18 protein-coding genes, 1 tRNA gene and 1 riboswitch are annotated in these 20,974 nt (G+C 37.5%); of the genes, 8 read left to right on the top strand and 11 right to left on the bottom strand.

Translation table 11 applies throughout. The features are described 5' to 3' along the window. Positions 1 to 10: 10 nt before the first annotated feature. The 5 genes from KCTC52924_RS17120 to KCTC52924_RS17100 form a co-directional block, all read right to left on the bottom strand. Positions 11 to 2,542, bottom strand: coding sequence for a type IV secretory system conjugative DNA transfer family protein (locus KCTC52924_RS17120; protein WP_251805978.1), 2,532 nt, complete (start codon positions 2,540 to 2,542; stop codon positions 11 to 13). Positions 2,543 to 2,582: 40 nt separating this feature from the next. Then, positions 2,583 to 2,840: a hypothetical protein gene (locus KCTC52924_RS17115; protein WP_370671480.1), complete on the bottom strand. Its 258-nt coding sequence runs from the start codon at positions 2,838 to 2,840 to the stop codon at positions 2,583 to 2,585. Then, the gene (locus KCTC52924_RS17110; RefSeq protein ID WP_251805976.1) at positions 2,837 to 4,393 is read right to left on the bottom strand and encodes a DUF3991 domain-containing protein; all 1,557 of its coding nucleotides are present in this window, start codon (positions 4,391 to 4,393) and stop codon (positions 2,837 to 2,839) included. Before KCTC52924_RS17110 ends, KCTC52924_RS17115 begins: the two co-directional genes overlap by 4 nt. A 66-nt stretch (positions 4,394 to 4,459) precedes the next feature. Further along, positions 4,460 to 5,302, bottom strand: coding sequence for a hypothetical protein (locus KCTC52924_RS17105; protein WP_251805975.1), 843 nt, complete (start codon positions 5,300 to 5,302; stop codon positions 4,460 to 4,462). 123 nt (positions 5,303 to 5,425) lie between these two features. Continuing rightward, on the bottom strand, positions 5,426 to 6,649 hold the full coding sequence (locus tag KCTC52924_RS17100) for a type II toxin-antitoxin system HicA family toxin (protein WP_251805974.1): 1,224 nt from the start codon (positions 6,647 to 6,649) through the stop codon (positions 5,426 to 5,428). A gap of 62 nt (positions 6,650 to 6,711) precedes the next feature. Here KCTC52924_RS17100 and KCTC52924_RS17095 point away from each other — a divergent pair, with 62 nt between their 5' ends. The 6 genes from KCTC52924_RS17095 (at position 6,712) to KCTC52924_RS17070 (ending at position 14,582) form a co-directional block, all read left to right on the top strand. Next, positions 6,712 to 7,551, top strand: coding sequence for a M23 family metallopeptidase (locus KCTC52924_RS17095; protein ID WP_251805973.1), 840 nt, complete (start codon positions 6,712 to 6,714; stop codon positions 7,549 to 7,551). Between the two features lie 500 nt (positions 7,552 to 8,051). After that, entirely contained in the window at positions 8,052 to 8,945 is an 894-nt protein-coding gene (locus KCTC52924_RS17090; RefSeq protein ID WP_251805972.1) for a LysR family transcriptional regulator, read from the top strand. Positions 8,946 to 9,155: 210 nt separating this feature from the next. After that, positions 9,156 to 9,791: a peroxiredoxin gene (locus KCTC52924_RS17085; protein WP_285903340.1), complete on the top strand. Its 636-nt coding sequence runs from the start codon at positions 9,156 to 9,158 to the stop codon at positions 9,789 to 9,791. Positions 9,792 to 9,803: 12 nt separating this feature from the next. Beyond that, entirely contained in the window at positions 9,804 to 11,603 is a 1,800-nt protein-coding gene (locus tag KCTC52924_RS17080) for an assimilatory sulfite reductase (NADPH) flavoprotein subunit (protein ID WP_251805971.1), read from the top strand. Between the two features lie 135 nt (positions 11,604 to 11,738). Continuing rightward, positions 11,739 to 13,442, top strand: coding sequence for an assimilatory sulfite reductase (NADPH) hemoprotein subunit (gene cysI / locus KCTC52924_RS17075; RefSeq protein WP_251805970.1), 1,704 nt, complete (start codon positions 11,739 to 11,741; stop codon positions 13,440 to 13,442). Between the two features lie 216 nt (positions 13,443 to 13,658). After that, positions 13,659 to 13,848, top strand: a riboswitch (cobalamin riboswitch). Positions 13,849 to 14,441: 593 nt separating this feature from the next. After that, entirely contained in the window at positions 14,442 to 14,582 is a 141-nt protein-coding gene (locus KCTC52924_RS17070) for a transposase (protein ID WP_353057451.1), read from the top strand. Positions 14,583 to 14,899: 317 nt separating this feature from the next. Here the strand turns inward: KCTC52924_RS17070 and KCTC52924_RS17065 are convergent. After that, positions 14,900 to 14,976: transfer RNA gene (locus KCTC52924_RS17065), tRNA-Met, on the bottom strand. Between the two features lie 139 nt (positions 14,977 to 15,115). Between KCTC52924_RS17065 and KCTC52924_RS17060 the strand changes: the two genes are divergently transcribed. Together KCTC52924_RS17060 and KCTC52924_RS17055 are read left to right on the top strand one after the other, a co-directional pair. Further along, positions 15,116 to 15,499, top strand: a complete 384-nt coding sequence (locus KCTC52924_RS17060; protein WP_251805969.1) for an START-like domain-containing protein — start codon at positions 15,116 to 15,118, stop codon at positions 15,497 to 15,499. A 52-nt stretch (positions 15,500 to 15,551) separates the two neighbouring features. Further along, a complete protein-coding gene (locus KCTC52924_RS17055; protein ID WP_251805968.1) occupies positions 15,552 to 16,397 on the top strand; it encodes an aminotransferase class IV in 846 nt (281 codons plus the stop codon). Between the two features lie 12 nt (positions 16,398 to 16,409). Here KCTC52924_RS17055 and KCTC52924_RS17050 read toward each other — a convergent pair whose 3' ends face one another. The 5 genes from KCTC52924_RS17050 to KCTC52924_RS17030 all read right to left on the bottom strand — a co-directional run bounded on the left by KCTC52924_RS17050 (position 16,410) and on the right by KCTC52924_RS17030 (position 20,923). Continuing rightward, on the bottom strand, positions 16,410 to 16,970 hold the full coding sequence (locus KCTC52924_RS17050; RefSeq protein WP_251805967.1) for a YqgE/AlgH family protein: 561 nt from the start codon (positions 16,968 to 16,970) through the stop codon (positions 16,410 to 16,412). A gap of 111 nt (positions 16,971 to 17,081) precedes the next feature. Then, a complete protein-coding gene (locus KCTC52924_RS17045; protein WP_251805966.1) occupies positions 17,082 to 17,354 on the bottom strand; it encodes an HU family DNA-binding protein in 273 nt (90 codons plus the stop codon). A gap of 178 nt (positions 17,355 to 17,532) precedes the next feature. Continuing rightward, a complete protein-coding gene (fmt, locus tag KCTC52924_RS17040) occupies positions 17,533 to 18,480 on the bottom strand; it encodes a methionyl-tRNA formyltransferase (RefSeq protein ID WP_251806034.1) in 948 nt (315 codons plus the stop codon). After that, positions 18,480 to 20,381 carry an ATP-dependent DNA helicase RecQ gene (locus KCTC52924_RS17035; protein ID WP_251805965.1) on the bottom strand — a complete coding sequence of 634 codons (1,902 nt, stop codon included), beginning with the start codon at positions 20,379 to 20,381 and terminating at the stop codon, positions 18,480 to 18,482. Before KCTC52924_RS17035 ends, fmt begins: the two co-directional genes overlap by 1 nt. Continuing rightward, the gene (locus tag KCTC52924_RS17030) at positions 20,381 to 20,923 is read right to left on the bottom strand and encodes an AAA family ATPase (protein ID WP_251805964.1); all 543 of its coding nucleotides are present in this window, start codon (positions 20,921 to 20,923) and stop codon (positions 20,381 to 20,383) included. The genes KCTC52924_RS17035 and KCTC52924_RS17030 overlap by 1 nt, the downstream gene beginning before the upstream one ends. Positions 20,924 to 20,974 lie beyond the last annotated feature (51 nt).

The raw sequence follows: 20,974 nt of genomic DNA, 5'->3' as shown, positions 1-20,974 counted from the left end.
GTGTATGATTTTAATTATTATTCCTATCCATTTCTATAGGATAGCTTGAAAATAAGGTTTCCAAATTCCCCAAAGAACCATCAAACACATCGGTTTGGTTCAACGCTGAAACTTTTTCAAAAATAGGTATTTCATGTTGCCTACGAAAAGCATCCGCCAACTCCCTACTTGGCCTACTGCGATATTTTTTTATAAAATCTTTAGCTATGATTTCGTCTTTTTTCAGGGATGCTGCTATTTCATCGGTTATTTTATGTTTGTCAAAAACTGCCAGTTTTGGTTTATTCCCCGTACATCGGACATATTCCCGCTCCACAAGCACATTGATATCACTGATTACCTTCATAAAATTGGCGTCCAAAACCCTATCTATTTCTTGGTCAATGTACATTCGATCTACCAGGGCAGTAATATACTGTTCTATCTTTTGTGTAGCAGCAGAATCCTTTTTTGTCAATTCCTCTAGCTTTTGTAGATGGTCGAACAGTTTCAGTTCATTAGCCAATGGAATGAACTGCATTCGTTGTATATGATTCCCATATTGAACTGCCGCAAACTTTTTGATGTATTTAGTATAGAAGTCCAAATAATTCGTCTGACCAAAATCAAGATCTCGCACTACCTCAAAAAAGTTAAGACTGTGTATTAGTTTCATTTTGGACTCCACCAATTCCGGATGATCTTTACTTTTAAATTTGGTGTGGACGGGTATTTCGTATTTTCCTTGGATTTTTTTGGATTCCATATTGGGCTTTAGTAACCCAAAACACAGCTTTTGTTCAATAGGATTTTCAAAGGTATCTGCTACAATCCCCCCAAAATGGCCTGTAGACATACAGGTAATCTTGCTTTTTGGCAGTAATTCCGAAAGGATGGTGCTGAAATTGACCGTTGTATCGTTGTTGGATACAGCCCTGCTCTTTTTTTCTTGATGGATGCGTCCAAATATCTCGCTGATTCTACGTGCTGTTTCTCCTTTTGCCGCCCCACTGAACACATTGGAGCAGTTGTCGAAGATGACTTCCGCCAGTTCCCTGCCGTAATCTGCTATTAATTGTGTAATGCTCTGTATGCCCAACACCGTGGCTACGTAATGAGACCTTCCTGTGTCGATTATCTTGCGCAGTCCCATAATGAAAACAGTAGGGAGTTCATCCAGGATCAGACCCATTGGTCTACATCCAGGTTTGTTTACCACCTGTAAAATCTTATTAATGTAAAGGCCTATTGGAGCTGCATAGATTTCGGAACGGTCGGGATTATTCTGAATACAGACTATTTTTGGTTTTTGTGGGTTATTAATGTCCAATCGAAAATCGTTGCCGGTCATGATATAATAGATTTCCTTGTTAGCTAGCATGGAAAGGGATATCTGGGCACTTGCGGTCTGGCCGGCCAACTGCTGACCCGCTTGCCGTTCCATGGCATCCTTGAAAGGAATCATCAGACTGCGAACTTCTACTTCCCTCATCATAATTTCCAACAAGTATTCAATGTTTATGGTGGATAAGGTTATAACATGGGGCAAAGTGCAGATATTCTCACCAGTCTCCTCGGATTTTTTCTTCAAGTACCAGATCAGGCCTGAAACAAAACTAATGGCACTCTTGGAAAAGAAATCACTGCGTTTTATCCATTCCTTATTTAGATTTTTCATGATAATGGTAGCAGCATCTGCAGCATCGGTCTGGTTTCGCATTAAATAGGGGTCAATAGGATTACAGCGATGCGATTTCTCAATATTATCAAAACTCAACGTATAAAAATCGGGTAGGGTAGAAAGTTCGTTGTCACCGGTTATACGTTCCTTTTTTCTTCGCCAGTAGTTATAGGCAACTTTACTTAGGGTATCGAACTTAAAATCATATATCAAAAGTGTAAAGTTTTTTTCAATCATTTGCTCTATAATCTCTTCGATCAAAGCGAAGGATTTTCCACTACCTGGAGTACCTATGACCAACAAAGCCCGGAACAGGTTGACAAAATTAATCCAACCTTTCCGTAGTTGTCCTTTGTATTGGTATTCATAGGGGATGTTTACGGAATACTTGGTATCTATGCGATCTTCCATTTGTTGAAAGGTTTCGTTCTGGTCGTTGAAAGGATCCTCTTCGGCCTCATTAGAAAAGTCCATCACTTGAAAAAGATGCATTGAGCCAGAAACAGTTAATAGAAAACCGATACAATATAAAGTCAAGGAGTACCAAAGCAAACTGAGTTGTAGAGTTCTAAAATAGCCTGTTATAAATAATAATATACAGCCGATCCCTAAATAAGATAGCCCGGTCATTAAGGATCTGTCTTCTTTTTTTCTGGGGTTATAGAGCATGACCGAACCCAAAATAATCATCACTAGCATAACTCTACTGATATAAGGCTCTTGAAAAGCTTTAAATCGTATAAGGAAATTGTGGATAATCTCTGAAAGTTGTGAATCCCATTTCAGATATTGCACAATCGGGAAATAGGTGACAAAACCTATTACTGCAAATGAGATTGCCGATAGTAACATTGCCGAGTATGCTAGATTCTTGTCGTTCATGATGAAAGCAAAAGGTTTGGGTGTTTATACCCATAACAGACTATTTGAACATGCGTCCTTTCCAGAGTTCAATTACATGTGAAGACGCAATCTGGAAGGAAACATCGTTTTCGCTGACATAATCGATGGTTTGGTCCTTAAGGAGCCCTGCCTGTTCATTGATGAACCTCGCATAGGTATCTGCCTTTTGAAGTCTGTGTTTTAAGGACATATCGGTTTCCTCGATAAGTTGGTCCAAAAGTGTAATGTAATATTGATTGTCCTTTAATTCTATAGATATGGATTCCATGAGTATCATTTTATAAAGTTTTGTAAGTTATCATTTTTCCTCACTTTACCATTTCTTTTTTCAAGTATAAGGGAATCCTTTTTCCTTAAGTGCATGCTGATTTCCTTTAAGGGAATGGTGTAATTATTTTCCAATCCAAAATCGCATTCCACACTATTGTTATGTACAACCTTAATGATGCCAATGTTGGGAGTACCCTGAGGACCATAGGTTGTTTTTAATTTAATTTGATCCCCGATGGCCATTGCATTCTGGTTGATGGTCTCCATCTCAATATATTTAACCTTCTTAGAATCCATAAGATCATCGTTCCAGTCCTTTCCTTTAGATTTATGAATAGTGGCCTTAAACGGTAGATAGAGCTCGCTAATGGTTGCTAACAACGTTTTGAAGAGGTTTTTGTCTCCGTCAATCTGAATAGTATTAATAATTTCTGGCAAGTAGAATTCCAGGAGGATTTTGTCCGAAGTTATTGTCCATTGGAGCCAATTGAACATAAGCTTATCCCATTGGAAATGGGCAGTCAATTTTTCTTCTATAAAAGTGGCATGATTGTTCAATAAAATCCCATTGCCTGCGGAGTAGTTAAACAGTAGGCTTACAGATCTGTTCCTATAAGAATATTCCACATAAATGTTCGGATTATAAAGGTTCATAAGGTTGGTAAATAGTATTAAGTCAAATTCGTAACCTTTGATGTCATTATCCATTATGGATATTAAGGTCACCATGTTTGACTTTAAGTAAGTTTCGGTTAGCTGACCGAAAAACTGAAGTTTTTTTTGATACAGGTTACCACTAAAGGAGACATAAAAGTTATCCAGACTACCATGGAGTTCGTGATAGGAGAGGAGGTCTATGCTGCTTTCCGCGACTATAATTTTTGAAGGATCTTTAATGGGGCTGGAATGGAATAGAAAATGATCCTTTTGGTTCAGTACCAAGCGAAATTTTTTTATTTTGTTGTCGCTTCTGCTTCTATATGATTTGTTGTAGAGAATGTAATTTTGGGGATTTCTATCCAAATCGTACTTTGGAAAGGCAATGTTGGCTATTTTATTGACATTTTCCCCATTGGGATAAGCATTATATATACGGCCCTTAAATATTGGATTGTTTAAAGTTGTCCTTGAAATACCTCGTTGCTGTCTTAGATAACTGGAGTTCCGTAATGGAGCAATAGTAAAATTATCTTCCAAGGATTTTTTTGTTACATTGGTATTTCTCACTTCCATCGGTATATTTCCCATATAACCAGTCCCGTTCACAATTTCTAGTCCGGCTTGCACCGCCTTATAAAAATTAGTATTCCTCAGCATCAAATACCCGAAAAATAGCCCTTTGTCCTGGGAATCATTTCTGTTGAAATAGGTTACTGGCTCCCGGGCCGTTTGCAGTACAATGCGATCTTTGTGGTTCTTGAATTCCATAGAACCTGCACTTTTCTTTATTAATTTGTACCCATTTTGATGTAAGTACATTGGAAAATTGGCCTCAACATTGATTTTTGAGATCAATCTTTTATAATGTTCAGGATCATCTATGTAGTTCGGACTTTTCATCGGAAGGATGTAAAATAGCCGACATGCCAAGCAGGTCGGCTATTAAATTGAGTTAGTATAAAAGGGTTACATGCTTACGGCCTTGTTAAGCTGACTCTTTTTTTTTTCGCCCTCAACAGTTACGTTCTCCTTGGTCTCTTTCTCCTTTACATTGGTTTTATCCAAATTTTTGTAGAGAAAACGTTGGCCTTTGGCACTCCATCGGACCATATAGGTCAAAGGTCCTTTTTGGGTCTTTCGAATAGTGATTTTCACTTCTTCCCCCTTGTTTAAATTGTCCGCCTGTTGTTTGGACAATACTTGGCCCAAAACATACATGTTGGCGGAGACAGCAGATTTTGTACGGATGTCGTTCAGTTTTGGCTCATAATAGGCCAATTTCTGGAAGGAATCGCCGTTTAAGGAAGTTCCGGTGAACTGAATGGTTTTACCCTCGTTTACCATAGCTTGGTATTCATCCTTGGTAAACTGATATTGGTAGGCGTTCGCCTCTTTTAGCTTAACCAGTTCCTTGCGTTTAATCTGAACGTCCAGTCTAGAACCGTAAGTGGAGTTATATAACATTTGAACCATCTTAATCGACTCCTTCAATTTGCCATCATTGATGTACGTTGTCTCGATCAACTGTTCTTTACCTTCTAAAATTGATTCTTGAATGTTGGGTTCTAACTTCTCAAAACTTATATAGGCCCCTTCCATCCGTCTTTTTGTGTCGGCCTCAGCAAATTGTTGCTCCATATTCTTTTGAACTTCAACATTCCTACTGTCCTTGGACATTACAAATGACGGATTATTACCGGCTTTAATTTTGAAGGTTTTATCATCTATGGATATCGCTTCGCCCTTTTGCCAAACTTGGTTGACATTGACGAATACTTTTTGAATCGTGTTTTCTACTTGCTTTTCCATTTTTGAGTGATTTTTAATTGTTACGGAATTTGAATTTGTTACTTTTGAATAACTTTCAAATCAGGAGTGATTTGTGAGTTACGGAATTTGAAGGAAAGAGGGCGGGAGCGCCCTTTTTCCATTTTATAGGGCAATTCTATATTCTTTCAATTGCACCTCCTTCCCTTCATTGACTTGATTTTGAGTGTTTTCCCATTCAGTATGCCAATTGTTTGACTTTGGCTTTAGAATATCTATCGTTTTGTTTAAATAGTTTTTGTAATACGACCAGACCAATAATTTGATGGCGTTTGATTCTATGGGCAACCGGACCTTAATATCTTCTTTGTCTTTGGAAACCAGAATACTGTATTTGTTCAGCCTATTTTGGTCGATGATTTTATTGAAATTCAAAAAGCTTTGGGTCAACTCTTTGTTAAAACGTCTTGTATGATCGTAAAATCGGGAGAAGGATTTTTCATTTTCCATGGGGAAACGCAATAAAATATCCCTATCGGTCAAGGTCAAATTAAAATCAGAATCGTTGATATACGATATAAAGTGGAGGTCCCTCAAATACCCTTCTATTTTTTTGTTACCCGTAAAGCTTAAAAAGAGTTTGTCCACTTTCGTTAGCCGTTGTATCTGGAAAAGTATGTCAGTCGTTTGGAGATTTATTTCTCCCAACGCCATGTAAACCACATTTTTTAATTGAAATTTTCTATGGAAGGCCAAAGCCTCCTTAGGATTGTTAAAAAGAAAGAGACCCTCAATTCTCTTTGGAATATTGGAGTACCAAAGAGAATGCTTTATAGCCGACTCTCGATAGGGAACCACTTCTTTACCTAAATCTTGGAAATAACCGCAGACCTCGTTTTGCAAATTGAACATGGGAAACAGCGGGGAACCTTCATCGCTTAAGAACACACGCCCTGAAAAGGGATTGGAGTTTTCCACACCGTAATAAAGATTTTCTGAAACCTCTTCCAGTGGTAACTGGTAAGATAAAAAATGATTAAAGTCCGGTTGAACTGTTATGAGAGTGTCCTCTGGGTTATTCTTTATTAACAGGGCTGTGGTTTGCAGTACTTTGTTATAGTAGTTATCCACCTTATCCCATATCAGTTCCTTACCGAGTGCCTCCACCTTTGATACATATTCTGTAATTAGATCTGATGCGGATAGTTTTTCCTGTGGGCGTTGTACTTTATAATAGAAATATTCCTTTTCGGTATTTATAATCACATAGTGCTCACCACCGTTTTTAAATATATGATGGGAATTGTCGGATCTCACAAGCCGGAACCCCAAATATTCAAAGAGTTTAGGAAGGTGTATCAGGTGGTCTTTTAGAAGCCAGTTGTTCATCTTATTTGTAAATATGTCGTTAATTGTATTTAAATAGTAAATTTGTATATAAATACAAATATATGATATTTTTTGAATCTACAACGTTTTGGAGTAAAATATTGGGTGTCACTAAACCAAAACGGGATAAATCTTTTGGGAATAAAGAGCTTGCCTATTTTCTCTTTTTAATCCTAATGTGCCTATTCTATATAATATGGCACAGTCCTTATGTTTCAACACAACGACTTAAGGACACCACGGTAACAATGGATTTTTATGAAGAACGTCTTAAATTGAATCTGGAATCAAGCTCAATGGATGTGGATCTTACAGAAAGGGAACGCGATCAATTGCTACTAGCCATAGAAGAATTAATAGTTGGTTTTCTATACCAAATACCCGATTACTCCTATATAAGCTCATTAGAGACATACCTTCAGTACCGACCTAAGTTATTGGAGCAATTTCCTTCTGCCGTCCCTTTGGAAAAAGGCAATTATACTATTACAAGCAACTATGGCATTCGTATCCATCCAATTTCAGAAAAAGAGAAGAAACACTATGGAATTGATTTGGCCACCGCTCGTGGAAAATATGTTTATGCATCGGCATCAGGTACCATCCTGAATATCTTATATTCCAAAAAAGGGTATGGCACACACATTATAATCAAACATCGCTTTGGTTTTATAACATTGTATGGACACCTGGAAAAGGTGCTTGTCCAAAAAGGGCAAATTGTTAAGCAACACGAAATTATTGGTACGGTGGGTAGTACAGGAAGTTCTACAGGGTACCATTTGCATTATGAGATATTGAAGAATAAAAACAAAATAGACCCAAAACCTTCGTTCAATCTAAAGAAGGATGTTTATACACATTTAATTAAAACAAGTACGATTAAAGGTGGAGCAGAGTAGGAGAGAAAGGGTGGATAAAGGGTTGCATATGAACAATTCCCCAAAGATACCTGGTTGAGTCCAGTATTACGGATGGATTAGCCGCAGGCGCTTTTAACCTGTTAAGTATCCTAGCCAACACTTTTGTAATCGACGACTGGGAATAGAGCTTATCCCTTCCATGGTAATTAATCAAGTATTTCCCGAATGATAGCAATCTATAAACGCTTTTAGGCACTTGCCTAATAATTTGGACAATATTACATATCGGATAACTCCATGTTTGTGGCTTATTGTTTCCAAGTTGGAGGCCTGGCCTAGACAGACTCTTAAAATTCTGGATATTCTTTGCCGACATGTTTTGGAGGACACTAGGTCTCAAGGATACCAGCAAGATGACAAGAACCCGATCAAGATCATCGATGCTAAATTAAAAAGGACATTTAAGTCTTGGTTGCCCTAGCTCTTATCATTAAATTACAACCTCAAAATATAGATGAATTGGTTTTGTATTATTATATATGTTCGATTTTAGGTTAAAAGTTTTTTATACTGTTGCAAGAAGGCTAAGTTTTACTAAGGCTTCTGAAGAATTATTTATATCACAACCTGCTGTTACAAAACATATTAAGGAACTGGAAAGCCAGTTTAACCTCGCGCTTTTTGATAGAAAAGGAAATAGGGTTATTCTGTCCCCTGCAGGGGAGGTATTGTTAAGACATACCGAAAACATTCATGAAATATATAGACAAATAGAATTTGACTTAAATCAGTTTAATCATACTCTTAAAGGTATTTTACATATAGGTTCCAGTACTTCAATTACCCAATATGTCCTACCGCCATTACTAGCCCAGTTTCACAGGATGTATCAAGATGTAAAAGTAGAATTGCTCAATGGTAATTCTGAGCAAATAGAAAATGCACTGCAGAATAAAAGCATAGAACTAGGGGTTATTGAAAGCAAGTCTAAAAGGCGTGAAATTCACTATAGTCCATTTTTAAAAGACGAAATAGTGCTGGTGTGTAGCAATAAAAATCCTTTGGGCAAAAAGGATGAGATAGGACCAGAGGATTTAAAAAAAATCCCCCTTCTCATGAGGGAACCAGGGTCAGGAACGTTGGAAGTAACTTTAGATGCCTTAAAACAAAAAGGAATTCGCTTAGCCGATTTAAAAGTAGAAATGCAATTAGGTAGCACTGAAGCTATTAAATCCTATCTCCAACACTCCAATTGTATGGCATTTGTTTCCTTACATGCCATTCTTAAGGAATTGGAAAGTGGCGTCTTAAAAATAATTGAAATCAAAAAACTACAGATACATAGGAATTTTTATTTTATTACTCCGCAAGGAGCTGAAGGTGGGCTATCTGCCTTATTTATTCAATTCTTAATCCGTAATAAGAATTTATAACGGTCACTCTATCGTTTATCGATTCTTATAATTATAACAATAAATTTATTCCTAATTCTTCCGAAAAATCGGCATCATTATAACCTTAGGTTATACTAGATTAGAAATTGTTATTGGTTACTTATGTATTTCCCCGATACCTTTGTTACGTTAAAGAGAAGCTATTAATTGCGATAATATCTTTACCTGTAACTAAAAAACTAGAAAATCATGAGTTTAAGAATTGGAGATGAGGCACCAAATTTTACAGCACAAACTACCGAAGGTGAAATTGACTTTCATTTATGGTTAGGGAATAATTGGGGGGTAATTTATTCACATCCGGCAGATTTTACCCCTGTATGTACAACAGAACTTGGACGTACTGCGCAGTTAAAGAATGATTTTCAAAAAAGAAAAACAAAAGTCATCGCGGTGAGTGTAGATGACCTGGATTCCCATCATAAGTGGATAGTGGATATCAATGAAACTCAAAATTGCACCGTAGAATTCCCAATAATTGCAGATTCAGATAGAAATGTTGCAACTCTATATAACATGATCCATCCGAAAGCTTCAACAAGTACCACGGTAAGATCTGTATACTTTATTAGCCCGGATAAAAAGATTCAAGCGATTATTACTTATCCAGCTTCAACGGGAAGGAATTTCACGGAGATCCTTAGAGTGATAGATTCTCTGCAACTTACAGCCGAATATCTTGTGGCTACTCCAGTTGATTGGGAAGTAGGGCAAGATGTTATAATTCCTCCTAGCGTAAAACAAGAAGATGTTGAAAAGCAATACCCCAAAGGTCATCGTGTTATAAAGCCATATTTACGTTACACTCCACAACCAAACAAGTAATTTGATTTACCTATGGAATTGATAAAAGCACTGGGAAGAGGTCCGTTTAATGATAATCAGGCAGAAAAGCTTAGTGAAGCTTTGACTGGACTAGATTCTGGACAACTCAATTGGTTAAGTGGTTATTTTTCCGGCCTAGACCAGACATCCTCTTTAAGCGAAATGATTGCAGCAACTTCTACTGATGTTGTTAAAGAGATTCCAAAAAAATTAACTGTATTATTTGGGAGCCATACCGGAAATAGTGAAGCACTGGCTCTTAACCTAGCTACACTTGCAAAGGAAAATAGGTTGGAAGTTGAGGTTTTCGATATGGCTTCCTTTAAGACAAAAGAATTAAAGAAAGTTGATAATCTAGCCGTAATCGTAAGTACACATGGGTTGGGAGATCCCCCGATCCAAGCAGAGGACCTCTATAATTATCTACACAGTAAAAAAGCAGCTGATCTTTCCCATATAAAATTTTCTGTGTTAGCTCTTGGTGATAGTAGTTATGTAGATTATTGTAAAACGGGAAAGGATTTTGATGTGATTCTTGAGAAATTAGGTGCCGAACGTATTATAGAACGCATAGATTGTGATGTAGATTATGAAGACAATGCAGCTGCTTGGCAGCTAAATTTTCTTAATCAGATAAAGCAAATGACTTCCTCTGTGGTCACGATAGAGAATGCTTCCTCTGATTCCTTGAGCCCTTTACAGTATTCCCGAAAAAATTTATTTGAGGCCACTATCCTTAATAAAATTAATCTGAACGGGACGGGATCTTCGAAAGAAACAGTGCATTTAGAACTGGACTTGGGAGGGTCTGGGATAACCTATGAACCAGGTGATGCCTTGGGCGTTTATGGGACTAACGCTAGCCAACTAATAGACCAAGTTCTAACTGCCACTAATTTATCCGGCGAGGAAATGGTAACCACACATAAAGGAGAAAAAACGTTATACGAAGCACTTACCGATGATTATGAATTAACCCCCTTAACTAAAGTTACGCTATCCAAATACGCTGAATTGGCGGATAATGGGGAGTTGAAAAATACTCTAAAAGATAATGCTGCGGTTGTAGCATACCTCTCTGGTAGGGATATTTTGGATTTAATTACAGAAGCACCCTTTGAGTTTTCTCCAGATACCCTTATTTCAATATTAAGAAAGAATACACCTCGTATGTACTCTATTGCCTCTGCCCAAGAAGCAGTAGAAGAAGAGGTACACTTGCTTGTTTCTGTAGTTCGTTATAATGCTTTTGGTAGGGATAGGGAGGGGCATTGCTCTACTACGCTTGCAGATAGGTTGGATGTAGATGACAAGGTTAAAATATTTGTTGATAAAAACACTCGATTTAAGCTTCCAAAAAATCCCGACACCCCAATTATAATGGTAGGGCCCGGAACCGGAGTGGCTCCTTTTAGATCCTTTATGCAGCATCGGGAGGTAGCAGAGAAGAAAGGATTGTCATGGCTCTTCTTTGGAGATCGAAATTTTACCACAGATTTTCTATATCAAACAGAATGGCAGCAATATCTAAAGGAAGGGATATTAACCAAAGTAGATGTTGCGTTCTCAAGAGATCAAACAGAAAAAATGTACGTTCAGCATAGAATGCTAGAAAGTGGTAAGGAGCTGTACAACTGGTTAGAAAACGGCGCTCACCTATACGTATGTGGAGATGCTACCCAAATGGCCAAGGATGTAGATCTCGCCTTAAAACAAATAATTCAACAACAAGGTGGAGTGACGATAGAAAAGGCAGAAGAATACATTAAAAAACTTCAATTATCCAATAGGTACCAGGCTGATATTTATTAATAGACGAGGACCGTGGCATAAAACCCTTGTATTTCAAGTTATGAATTATCAGTATTAACGTAATGCCCGTTACAAAGTGAATACTTATGTAACTATTAATTTTTTAAACAATTGAATTCCTCAGAAAACGCCAATATGACAGAACAACTTGATAAAGATAAATTATCTGAAGATGAGCATATTAAAGATAAAAGTGATTTCCTTAGAGGAACCATTATCGAAAGCTTAAAGAATCCCATAACGGGTGCGCTACACCCTGATGATGTGAAACTTATTAAATATCACGGATCGTATCAACAACATGATAGAGACCTTGAAAGAGAACGGAAACTTAAAAAACTAGAACCTTTACACCAATTTATGGTGAGGGTAAGAGCTGCGGGGGGTATAACGACTCCTGCGCAATGGCTTGCCCTAGATGGACTTTCTGACAGCCTTGCCAATGGTACCTTGAAATTAACTACCAGGCAATCATTTCAGTTTCACGGCATCCTAAAACGAAATTTAAAACCTACGATCCAAACAATAAATGAAGTATTATTAAGTACACTGGCGACCTGTGGTGATGTCAACAGAAATGTAATGTGTAGCCCTAATCCATACGAGTCTACTATCCATGAAGAAGTGTATAAGCTGGCAGGAGAGATCAGTGATTATTTTCTTCCCAATACTACCGCATACCATGAAATTTGGCTGGACAAGGAAAAAGTAGTAGGCGCCCCTGATGTAGAACCATTATATCACCATACCTATTTACCTAGAAAGTTTAAAATAGCATTGGTAATTCCTCCAAATAATGATGTGGATGTTTTTGCAAATGACCTTGGATTAATAGCTATAGAAGAAAATAACAAAGTTAAAGGATGTAATATCTGTGTCGGAGGAGGATTGGGTAGTACTTTTGGTATGGATACCACCTATCCGCGTCTTGCAGATGTTATAGGTTTTGCACCAAAAGAAAAAATTATTGAGGTAGCCAAAACTATTATCGAGATACAAAGAGATTACGGGAATCGGGAGGAAAGAAAATTATCTAGGCTAAAACATACGATCGATGATAGGGGACTGGAATGGTTTGTAACTGAATTACATACGCGTCTTGGATGGAATCTCAGTAGACCATATCCATATAGCTTTACGTCTAATGGAGATACCTATGGATGGTTGAAAGGAATAAACGAAAAGTGGTTTTATACGCTTTTTGTAGAGCACGGAAGAGTGAAGGACGAAAAGGGGTATACCTTAAAAACCAGTTTGAAAGAAATAGCTCAACTTCATAGAGGGGATTTTAGATTAACAGGGAATCAGAATCTTATTATTGGAAATGTAGCGGAAAAAGACAAGGAGATAATTGAAGCTATATTGGAGAAAAATGGCGTTAAAAATCACCCCAAATTAACCGGACTTAGAAAAAGCTCAATGGCTTGTGTGGCATTGAATACCTGCGGACTCGCTTTTGCCGAATCGGAACGCTATCTGCCTTCTTTAATCGATAAGCTCGACGTTATAATGAAGGATAATGGGCTTGAGGACGATGAAATTACAATAAGAATGACGGGCTGTCCCAATAACTGCGCAAGATCATCCCTCGGTGAAATAGGATTTGTGGGAAGAGCGATTGGTAGGTATAATTTATATTTGGGTGCTAGCCATAACGGGGATAGACTAAACTCGCTTTATAAAGAAATGTTATCTGAAAAAGATATTATTAAAGAGTTGGAACCCATAATAGCCACCTATTCAAAAGAAAGAAATAAAGGAGAACATTTTGGCGATTTTGTTATAAGGAAAAAAATAGTTAACAAAACTGATCGTCCATTAAAAGTGCTGTCTTCCTAAAAAGCCATACTTAACCAGTTCTTAAAGATTACTATTCTAAACAATATTTCTCTTTATTATTAACCTGGGTATAGATTAGATCCTAAAATAAAGACTAATTAATAAACCTTTGAACACACCTTATGAGCCACCAACATGGACTCTTAAAAACCAAAATTGTATTGATTAATTCAAATTTTATAGAATTTACACCTTCATTTATACTTCGAAAGTTCTTTGCATTCATCAATCATAAAAGGTTTTAACTAAAAGTAGTTTAATAGGGAATCGTGTGTAAATGACGAACTGTTGCGCATCTATAAGTAACATACCAAAAGTTTTCATCCATGAGTATCCACTGAAAAAACGGGAAGGACGATGAGAAATGTTATATGTCAGTATACCTGTTTATTCCGAATTGACAATGCTTTCGCGATAAGAAGCTTTGGTCGGACAAGTAGTTTTTTTAAGCAAGTCAGCTATCTTGGAATTAAGATAATTATACTATGTTTATCTATGAACTAGCTTTCTTAAAATTTCTTCTTACATAAAGCATTACGAAGTTCTGCAAAAGAGCTTTTAACTCATTACTAATCAATTTTTAAAGCTAAAAGAAGATGCAAACTCAGAATCTTGGCTATCCGCGAATTGGTAGCAACAGAGAATATAGTAAGTCCAAAACGGGCAAGGGCAAAGAACGGGGCATTCGTCCCAAAAGAATTCAGCAAAGGGAACACTAGAAAACAACTCTTGGCCAGAAGAAGGTACCTGCTATATAAATTGGCTAACAACTGGTCGCAAAGCCAATCCTAAAGAAGTAATATATAGTTAGCCCAATATCCCGATATAAAAGTCGCCTTCGCTCTTGTGAAAGGGCTCATACTCAGGCATATATTCAATACGACTACTTCTATTCAAGTAGCATATACAAAGCTGGCACATTGGTACAAAGACGTAGAAAATACATGCTTTAGGGCGTTCAATACTATTGCAAATGCGATATCGCTCAATTGAAGGTGGATCCTGAACTATTTTATAAACAGGAGCACAAATGCATCGGCAGAATCCTTCAACACAAAAATAAAAGCCTTTAGGGCCCGGTTCATAGGTGTGAAGTATGTGGAATTCTTTCTATACAGATTAACGATAATTTTTGAATAAACACAACAATTGGTCATGATCTCAAGTTAACCTATATCCATTTTCTATATACTAATCCAAGACCTTTTTTATGTTCTGGAAAGATATTTGGTCTTTCTTAGGATTAAAATGGATGTAAATCCTAGATGTTTTACTTAAAATTCCAATGGAAAAACGCAAAATAAATTTTATTTTTTCTATAAATGGAATCCAAAACAATAGAGATATGCCTTTTGTAGTGATTGTGTCAACGTTAAATTTGACCTCAAAAATGTTGTACATATGTTGTACAGAAGAAAAAAACCCAAGAGTATAAACTCTTGGGTCCCTTTGTTTACTGGTAGCGAGAACGAGAGTTGAACTCGTGACCTCCGGGTTATGAATCCGACGCTCTAACCAACTGAGCTACCTCGCCATAGTATTTTTTAACGGCTGCAAATATATAGTTTAATTTCTTGTCTTTCAAAATTAGATTGCAAAAAAATTTAAATTCGTGATTTATTTTTTTATCATTTTTAAATATATATATTGGCGACCATAAACAATACATTGGAATGAACGATAAAGTTAAATATGAAGTTGAATTTGTGATACAGTCATCACCGCAGTTGCTGTACCAATATATATCCACTCCCTCGGGACTGTCGGAATGGTTTGCCGATAACGTAAATTCTAGGGGGGAAATGTTCAATTTTATTTGGGATGGATCGGAAGAACAGGCAAAATTGCTCAAACGAAAAAGTGATGAGTTTGTTAAATTTACTTGGATTGCAGAAGAGGACGATAGCTTTTTTGAACTCCGCATTATTGTGGATGAGATAACCAAAGATGTTTCTTTATTTATCACCGATTTTGCAGATGAGGATGAAGTGGACGAATCTAAAATGCTTTGGGAAAACCAAGTATCTAGTTTGAAACAAGTTTTGGGATCGGCTTAGCCCTTTGGCAAAATAAATGTACCTTTGGCCTTGATTTTTCAAGGCTTTTTTTATGATCAATTTTAATGGTGACCTACTTTCCAAAAATTCATTTTTTCTTAACCATGAGAATAGGGGACTGCGTTATGGGGATGCACTTTTCGAAACAATAAGGGTCGTAAATGGCAAAGTGTTTTTTTGGGAAGACCACTACCTGAGGCTTATGGCCTCTATGCGGATCTTGCGTATGGAAATTCCAATGACTTTTACCATGGAATATCTGGAAGAACAGATAATGGCAGCGGTTACCGCAAACTCCTTGGAAAATAGTCCGGTACGAGTACGGCTAACGGTTTTTAGAAATAATGGTGGACTCTATTTGCCGCTCACGAATGATGTTTCTTACTTTATTGAGGCCAATGCCCTAGAATCTCCCTTTTTTGTGCTCAATAAAAACACCTATGAGGTTGAGCTTTTTAAGGACTTTTATGTCAATCCCGACATGCTGTCTACCCTAAAGACGAATAACAAGCTTATTCATGTGGTTGGGAGTGTGTTTGCCGAAGAAAATGGCTATCAGAATTGTTTGCTATTGAACAGCGAAAAGATGGTTGTAGAAGCCCTTAATGGAAATCTATTTTTGGTAAAAGGCAATCATATTAAAACACCTCCAATTAAAGATGGCTGTCTAAACGGTATTATCCGTAAAAAATTAGTGGGTATTTTAGGGGCTTTGGAGCAGTATACGATTGAGGAATCCCATATCTCTCCTTTTGAACTTCAAAAGGCGGACGAATTGTTTATTACGAATGCCATTGTAGGTATTCAGCCAATAAGTAACTATAGGAAAAAGGAATATTCCACTGTTGTGGCCATGGATCTTTTGGGCAAATTGAATGCTACGGCAAGACTAGGGTAACATAACACCAGACTAATTTAGATTGGGGTTTTCAGGGGAATTGCACCATATTAGATAATTTCCACCCAATTCCACCATTTTTTCCTTCCAAAATGCATTGGCAGATTTTTGAATGATGCTACTTTGGTAGGCATTTTTTAGAACGATCCAAGATTTGGAGTTTAATTCCTCCTCCAATTGAAGGGACGACCACCCAGAATATCCCAAAAAGAAACGGATATCATCTTCAGAAATAATCTTATTGTTTATTAAGGCTATTATAGAGTTAAAATCGCCTCCCCAATAAATACCATCGGAAATTTCAATACTATTTACAATCAATTCCGGTACTTTATGGATAAAATATAGATTGTCCTGCTCCACAGGACCGCCATTGTACACCTGAAAGGGCAGATCAATTTCAGTGACCAGATCGTTTATATTATAACTTAACGGTTTGTTTAGGATAAAACCAACAGATCCTTCCTCGTTATGTTCCGCCAGCAGTACAATAGACCTGTGAAAGGACACATCACCAGATAATGTTGGTTCGGCAATAAGTAGTTTGCCTTTTTTTGGTTTCTCTGCTACCATATAATTATCTTATGTTCCCTAATTTACTACAAATACCTTAGTTTGAAAAAAAAAATAAACAAAAAAAGCACTTCTGATTGGAAGTGCCTTTTATGTATTATGTAATTATGACTAGTTTACAGCACTACTTAATTCAGAACCTGCCTTAAACTTAACAACATTTTTTGCTGCAATCTGGATAGTCTTTCCAGTGGATGGATTTCTACCTTCTCTAGCATTTCTTTTAGATACAGACCAAGATCCGAAACCTACTAAAGATACTCTACCACCATTTTTAAGTGAACCTTCAACATTTCCTAAGAAAGATTCCAATGCCTTTTTTGCTGCTGCTTTTGTAATGCCAGCATCAGCTGCCATTGCATCGATTAATTCTGTTTTGTTCATAATTTCGATAAATTAATAGTTAATATTTATAATTCAATACTTCAACAAATTTATACGGATTTGCCAGTAACACAAGTAAAATAGGGGGAAATCGCTATTTTTGTTAATAACTTCGGGCCATTGTTGATAAAGTTGGAGACTTTTTACGATTCTCGCTACCGTCAATGTACATGGGGGTTTAGCGCATAAAGGCATTTTTTTTCAATTTTAGCCCGTTCAAGACCTCCTTGGTTGTCATTTTTCGCTTTCCCGGTAATTGAATTTCCATTAGATTTATATAGCCCCCTGCCACAGCAACCTTTAGTTCACTTTTGGTAGCGACTACCGTGCCAATCTTCAACGGATGCGCTGCTACTTCCTTAGTGGAAGCATATATTTTAACAAATAGCTCTGCCTCGTCATTGTATAGGGTACTCCAAGCGGTAGGGTAGGGACTTAATCCCCTTATCTTATTATTGATTTGGTCTAAAGATTGACCCCAATCAATTTCACAAGTTTGCCTATGAAGTTTATGTGCCACTTTTAAGTGGCTATCCGCTTGCTGTTTTTTCGGGCTTATTTCCCCAGCTATCAATTTATTTACGGTTTCAATGACTAGCTTGGCCCCAAGCTCCATTAGCCTATCATGTAGAGATCCTGCGGTATCTCCCTCCGAAATTTGTATTTTTTCTTGTAATAATATTTCCCCTGTATCTATTTTTTCATCGATAAAGAAGGTGGTGGCCCCGGTTTCCTTTTCCCCATTTATAATTGCCCAGTTTATGGGTGCAGCCCCTCTATAATCGGGGAGGAGGGAGGCGTGAAGGTTAAAAGTCCCCATATTAGGGATCTCCCAGACTGCTTTTGGCAACATTCTAAAGGCAACTACGATCTGCAAGTCTGGCTTTAAGGATTTTAGATGGTTCAGAAAATCATCATCCTTTAAATTGGTAGGCTGTAAAACGGGAAGCCCATTTGCCAGGGCGAATTGTTTCACGGCAGATTCGTTTAATTTCCTACCTCTGCCGGCAGGTTTATCCGGGGCAGTAATAACCCCCACTACGGAAAAGTCATTTTTATGAAGGGCAGCTAAAGTGGCCACCGCAAAATCTGGGGTGCCCATAAATACGATTCTCGGCTTTTTCATCATCTGTTTATTGTGTATTGATTTGTTGTATTTACGCTGATTTTCCCATCTTCCAATAATCCTTGTAACGCTAAAATAACTGAACTCTCCTTATAGGTCAGAAGTCGTATTAGATCTCGGGAACTGTAATTAGTGCTATTTAATAATCTGAAAATTTCATGTTGAATAAGGGTAATGATATCGTGATCTACGGGATTCTTTTGGATACAGACATCACATTTACCACAATCAGCGGTCGTTTTTTCACCAAAATAGGCGAGGATTTGGGTGTTTCTACAAACAGACCTATTTTTTACGTAAGCCAGTATTTGAGACACATTATCCGTTTTTACAGCTATGATCTGTTTTATTTTTTTTGCAAAAATATTAATGGTTCGTTCATCTTCCCTAGGAACTAAAAAGGTGATTTCTAGGTCGCTGTGTTGTGCATTATAGACTATAATTTCATCCTTCTCCAATTTCTCCAAAGTACGAATCACCTCTTTTTCCGTTTTATTGACTTTTTTGGCGATCAAAAGCGTGTTTATTTTGGTTTCGAAATCGAACACCCCGCCATAAGTTCTTAAAATGGTCTGTATTATGGGAGCCAATACCTGTTGTTTATCCAAGTAATTGAATATGGTGCTTTTGGAGGTAATAAACTGGATACTGGTTTTTTGGGAAAATGATTCTGTTAGGGATATAACCGAATTTTGGTCCAACATCCGTAACCCATTGTAAGTCAGGTTTCCATTTAATTTATAGGTATCACAAAATGAATTAAAGGGTAACTGAAAGGTTTCACTACTTCCTTCCCCAAAAGGAATCTGGAAATAATTATTTAGCTTGTTGTATAGCAGTTTTATAAAGTCTACATTGGGTAGGGCTCCTAAAAATTGATTGCGTACTTGAGTCTCATCGTTTTGATTTACGATCATGGCAGCACGTGCGGGTTCCCCGTTACGTCCCGCTCTCCCAGCTTCCTGGAAATAATTTTCCATACTGTCCGGAATCTGGTGGTGGATCACTAGACCAACATCGGCCTTGTCTATTCCCATGCCAAAGGCATTGGTTGCCACCATGATCTTTACTTTATTTCCCAGCCAGTTGTTTAGTCGATCTTCTTTTTCTTTTTTGCTGATACCGCCGTGGAAAAAGGTGGCCGTATGGCCTTGATGTGTCAAAAATTTGGTTATCTCCACCGTCATTCTTCTACTTCTTACATAAACAATGACACTGGACTTGCATTCCCGGCATAATTCTTTAAGCCTATAATTTTTATCCTCCTCCCAAAAAACACTGAAGGCAATATTGTTCCTGGCAAAAGAATCCTTTACTTTAAGAGGGTCTTGTAGGTTTAAATTATCGCAAATATCCTGCACCACTAAATCGGTTGCAGTGGCGGTTAAGGCAATTACAGGCGCATTTGGGGCCATTTCCCTTAGGAGGGAACATTCCAAATAGGCCGGTCTAAAATCGTTTCCCCACTGCGATATACAATGGGCCTCATCTATGGCAATAAGGTTAACGTTCATCTGCTGTATGCGGTCCCTAATAAGGTCTTGTTGCAAGCGCTCTGGAGAGAGATACAGAAATTTATAATTGCCGAACAGACAATTGTCCAATAGTTGGTTCACCTCTTCGAAGGAAATACCCCCGGTCAAGGCTATGGCTTTTATGCCAAGAGATTTTAGAGTATCTACCTGGTTTTTGATCAGTGCGATTAAGGGCGATACCACAATACAGATTCCGTCTTGCGCTAAAGCTGGAATTTGATAACAGAGTGATTTGCCACCACCCGTTGGCAGCAAGGCCATAACATCTTGACCGCGCAATACGGCATGGATAATTTCCTCCTGCGAATTTTTAAAATCCTGGAATCCCCAATATTGTTGTAATATCTCCTGTGGATGCAGCTTCACTAGTAATTTTTTAATTTATTAAGTATAAAATTAACCCTTCCATCCACAGTTTCTTTGGGAACATCTATAATAGAATAGCCGTATTCCCTATAGGTGGCTTCTAAAAATGAATGAATGCGTAGGGCTTCCTCATAACTTTCATAACGCACGTTGTCCGATGCGTGTATTTCTTTCCAAGGAGGTAATAGAAATATATAATCGTACCTATGAGCTTTGCAATTGTCTTCAAAATGTTGATCGTAGGTTTGACCGAAACAATCCATATAAGCCACAACATCCGGAATTCCTCGATCGTAGAAAACAATTGGTTTTTCTATTTTATCCCCTGCCTTAAATTGTCTTATTCTTCCCTCCATAATACGTTCACTAAAAAGTAAGGGATCCGATTTAAATAAATGTGGAATTCCCTCATTCCTAGCTTCCAAGGTGATTTCCCTAGATATTTCCTCAAAGCAGAAGTACCCAAGCGCTTCTATTTTATTGATGATAGAAGTCTTTCCAGTGCTAGGTCCTCCCGTGATTACAATTTTTTTAATATTCAAAGAATGTGATTTAGTGTTGCACAAATACATGCAAAAATAGTCGTGTAAAGT

This window comes from Arenibacter antarcticus (assembly GCF_041320605.1).
Classification (GTDB): Bacteria; Bacteroidota; Bacteroidia; order Flavobacteriales; family Flavobacteriaceae; genus Arenibacter; species Arenibacter antarcticus.
The sequence above is the reverse complement of the archived record's forward strand: the minus strand, read 5'-3'. Positions and strand labels throughout refer to the sequence as shown.